Below are 4,186 nucleotides of genomic sequence, written 5' to 3'. Positions count from 1 at the left end.
CTCGTGTTCGACCTTGGCGGCGGCACGTTCGACGTTTCCGTGCTTGAGCTCGGCGACGGCGTGTTCGAAGTTCTGTCCACCGCTGGCGACAACCACCTGGGCGGCGACGACTGGGACCACCGCGTCATCGACTGGATGGCCGACAAGTTCGCTGCTGACAACGGCGGCATCGACCTGCGCAAAGACAAGATGGCTCTGCAGCGCCTGAAGGAAGCCGCCGAGAAGGCGAAGATGGAGCTTTCCTCCACTACGCAGGCTTCCATCAACCTGCCGTTCATCACGGCCGACGCCACCGGCCCGAAGCACCTCGACTACACGCTGACCCGCGCGGAGTTCGAGCGCATCACGAAAGATTTGCTCGACCGCTGCAAGCAGCCTGTTGAGCGCGCGCTGAAAGATGCCGATCTTGGCACGGGCGACATCGACGAGGTCATTCTCGTTGGCGGCTCCACCCGTATGCCGGCTGTTCAACAGCTCGCTGAGACCATGACGGGCAAGAAGCCGAATATGTCGGTGAACCCCGACGAGGTTGTCGCTATTGGCGCGGCCGTTCAGGGCGGCGTGCTTGCCGGCGATGTTGAGGGTATTCTGCTCCTCGACGTCACCCCGCTTTCCCTGGGCGTTGAAACCATGGGCGGCGTGATGACCAAGATGATTGACCGCAACACCACCATCCCGACCCGCAAGACCGAGATTTACTCCACGGCTGCCGACAACCAGACGTCCGTTGAGATTCATGTTCTGCAGGGCGAGCGCCAGATGGCCAACGACAACAAGACTCTTGGCCGTTTCCAGCTCACCGGCATTCCTGCGGCTCGCCGCGGCGTGCCCCAGATTGAGGTCACGTTCGACATCGATGCCAACGGCATCGTGAACGTTTCCGCTAAAGACCTGGGCACTGGCAAGGAACAGCAGATCACCATCTCCGGTTCCACGGCTCTGTCCGACGACGAAGTCGACCGCATGGTGAAAGACGCCGAGGCTCACGCCGACGAGGACGCGAAGCGCAAGGAAGAGATCGAGGCTCGCAACAACTGCGACTCTCTCGTGAATGCCACCGAGACTACGCTCAACGAGCTGGGTGACAAGGTTCCCGCCGACAGCAAGTCCACGGTTGAGGCCGCTATCGCCGAAGCCAAGACTGCGCTTGAGGGCACCGACATCGACGCCATCAAGGCTGCTACCGAGAAGCTGCAGCAGGCAAGCTACAAGCTGGCCGAAGTTGCCTACAGCAATCAGGACGCCGCCGCTGCTGGCGCTGGCGCCGCGGGTGCTGCTCCTCAGCAGGATGACGGCCCCATCGAGGCCGACTACGAGGTCGTCGACGACAAGAACGAAGGGAAATAATCATGAGCAAGGACGGTAAGGACAAAGCCGCCCAGGAGCCTCGTGAGATTCCTATCGACGGCGCAGATGAAGTAACCGAAGGGGCGGCTGAAGCGGCCGCCCCGGCCCCCGAGGCCGAACAGGCTGAAGCTGCCGAGGCTGCCGAGGCCGAAGCTGATTCCATCGAGGAAGAGGCCGAAGCGGTTGTGGCTGACGCCGAGCGCGTCGCTAAGGCCGAAGCTGAAGCGGCCGCCATGCGCGATAAGTACCTTCGCCTTCAGGCGGAATGGGACAACTATCGCAAGCGCACGGCCGAAGAGGCTGGCGAGATGCGCGTTCGTGCCGCTGAAAAGCTCATGGGCGATTTGCTCCCTGTGATGGACGACTTCGAGCGCGCTATCGCGCATGCCGAAGCCAATGGTGATGCCGGCCTGCTCGACGGCGTGAAGGCGATTTCGACCAAGCTTTCCGAATCGCTCGGCAAGCATGGCCTTGAGACCATCGACCCCGCGGGCGAGGCGTTCGACGCGCTTGAGCATCAGGCCGTAGGCCAAATCGAAGACGCGAGCGTGCCCGACGAGACCGTTGCGCAGGTGTACCAGAAGGGCTATCGCCTGGGTAAGAAAGTCATTCGTCCGGCAATGGTCACCATCTCCACTGGCGGCCCGAAGCGCGAAGTCGAAAGCGACGACGCAGAATAGTATGTATTGGAAGGCGGGCGCAGTGCTCGCCTTCTTTGTAGAAATCGCACGTCAGAATAAAAGGAGGTGGCGCAGTTGGCAGCCACGCCGGACTACTATAAGACGCTCGGGGTTTCCCGCAGCGCCACGGACGAAGAGATCAAGAAGGCCTATCGCAAGCTTGCACGCACCAACCACCCCGATGCAGGCGGCGATGAGGAAAAGTTCAAGGAAATCAACGAGGCCTATGAGGTCTTGAGCGATAAGAAGAAGCGCAAGCTTTACGACCAGTACGGAACCGCCGATGAGCAGCGCATTCCCTATGGATGGGGCGGCGGCGCCGGCGGCGCTGGGGCTTCGGGCTTCGGCGGCTTCGGCAGCTGGGCCGACATTCTGGATAGCATTCGCCGCGGTGAAGGCGTGGCAGGCGCCGGAGGCTTCAACGTCGATGATATTTTCGGCGGGGGCGGCTTCGGCGGTTCTGGCTTCGGCGGGCAATACCAGCCGCAGCCTCAAAAGGGCCGCGATATGAACGTGACGCTCAACGTGAGCTTCGATGAAGCATTCAATGGTTGCGTCAAGAAGGTGAGCGTGCGTAATCCTCAGGGCGGCGTCGAAACGCTTGACGTGAAGGTACCTGCCGGCGCGGTCGATGGCGGCCGCGTGCGCTTCCGTGGCAAGGGTGCCGCGGGTGCAAACGGGGGCCCGGCCGGCGATTTGCTTGTGACTACGAAAATCAGCGAGCATCCGCTGTATTCGCGCCATGGCGCCGACGTGCTCATGACGGTGCCCATTACGGTTTCCGAAGCTGCGCTCGGCGCGAAAATCGTGATTCCCGCGCCCGACGGCACGAAGATCCGCGTAAGCGTTCCCGCCGGTTCTCAAGACGGTACTGAGCTGAAAATCAGCGGCAAGGGCGCCCCGAACGTGAAGGGCTCGGGCAGCGGCGCGCTGCGCATTACGTTCCATGTGGAAATCCCCAAGCACATGACTGAGCAGCAAGAACAGGCCATGATCGACTTCCAGGCGGCTTGCGAGCATGCGGGCCAAAACGTTCGCGAGCATTTAGACGTGTAGGAGATAGCAATGGCAGACAGGCACACACCTCTCTATATGATCGGCGTCGCGGCCCAGTTGGCGGGCGTGCACCCTCAAACGTTGCGCATTTACGAGCAAAAGGGCCTCGTGAGCCCTCAGCGCACGAGCGGCAACACGCGCATGTATTCGCAAGCCGATATCGAGCGCCTTGAGCTTATCAACGAGCTCACGAGTGAGGGCATCAACCTTGCGGGCGTCATTCGAATTTTGGATTTGAAGGGTCGTCTCGACGAGCGCGATGAGGAAATCGACGACTTGCACAAAAAGGTGCGTCGCCTGGCCGACCGCGTGCATGAACTCGAAACGCGCGAAAGCGTATCGCGCCTCATGCTTCCCGCGAGCACGCAAAACATCGAGGTGCGTTAGCGCACCAACCTGCTCAATGCTCGTAGCATTTAGCAGGTTTTATTCGAAACCAATTCTCTCCATCTAGGAAGGAGATAGCTTTATGAGACTCGACAAACTTGCAGTAACCGCTCAAGAGGCATTCCAGGCCGCCATGGGCATCGCGAGCGACGCCGACACGTCGTCGGTCGAGCCGATTCATCTGCTGAAAGCCTTGCTCGATGCGGGCGAGAACAACATCTCGGCCATCATCAAGCGCGTAGGCGCCGACCCGGCGATGCTTTCGGGCGAAGTCGATAAGGCCATCGCCAATGGGCCCAAGGTCACAGGCGGCGTGATGGGCATGCCCCTTCCGTCGCAAGGCCTCATGAACGCCATTAACAACGCGGTGAAGGCCGCCGAAAAGATGGGCGACTCCTATGCGACGAGTGAGCATTTGCTCATTGCCCTCACCGAAGACAAGGGCCAGGCGGGCAAAATCCTCAACGGCGCAGGCGTGACGCGCAAAAACATCGAAGAGGCCTACGATGACCTTCGCGGCGACACCCGCGTGACCGACCAGCAGAGCAAAGCCGAGCTTGATGCACTGAACCAGTACGGCCAAAACCTCACTCAGCAGGCGCGCGAGGGCAAGCTCGATCCGGTCATCGGCCGCTCTGACGAGATCCGCCGCACCATTCAGGTGCTTTCGCGCCGCACGAAGAACAACCCTGTGCTCATTGGCGAGCCGGGCGTTG

General features: G+C 61.0%; 5 protein-coding genes. All 5 read left to right on the top strand.

What is annotated here, in order from left to right; all coding sequences use genetic code 11:
- The coding region (gene dnaK, locus ACWI8T_RS08630) for a molecular chaperone DnaK (protein ID WP_449138652.1) at positions 1-1,347 on the top strand (1,347 nt) is incomplete at its 5' end.
- 2 nt (positions 1,348-1,349) lie between these two features.
- Positions 1,350-2,027 carry a nucleotide exchange factor GrpE gene (gene grpE / locus ACWI8T_RS08625; protein WP_449138651.1) on the top strand — a complete coding sequence of 226 codons (678 nt, stop codon included), beginning with the start codon at positions 1,350-1,352 and terminating at the stop codon, positions 2,025-2,027.
- 75 nt (positions 2,028-2,102) lie between these two features.
- Positions 2,103-3,083: a DnaJ C-terminal domain-containing protein gene (locus tag ACWI8T_RS08620; RefSeq protein ID WP_449138650.1), complete on the top strand. Its 981-nt coding sequence runs from the start codon at positions 2,103-2,105 to the stop codon at positions 3,081-3,083.
- A gap of 9 nt (positions 3,084-3,092) precedes the next feature.
- Entirely contained in the window at positions 3,093-3,470 is a 378-nt protein-coding gene (locus tag ACWI8T_RS08615; RefSeq protein WP_114614710.1) for a heat shock protein transcriptional repressor HspR, read from the top strand.
- 82 nt (positions 3,471-3,552) lie between these two features.
- Positions 3,553-4,186: Clp protease N-terminal domain-containing protein (locus ACWI8T_RS08610; RefSeq protein WP_449138649.1), on the top strand; the 634-nt coding region annotated here is incomplete at its 3' end.

This window comes from Slackia sp. (assembly GCF_977041755.1).
This window is presented reverse-complemented; position numbering and strand designations above follow the sequence as displayed.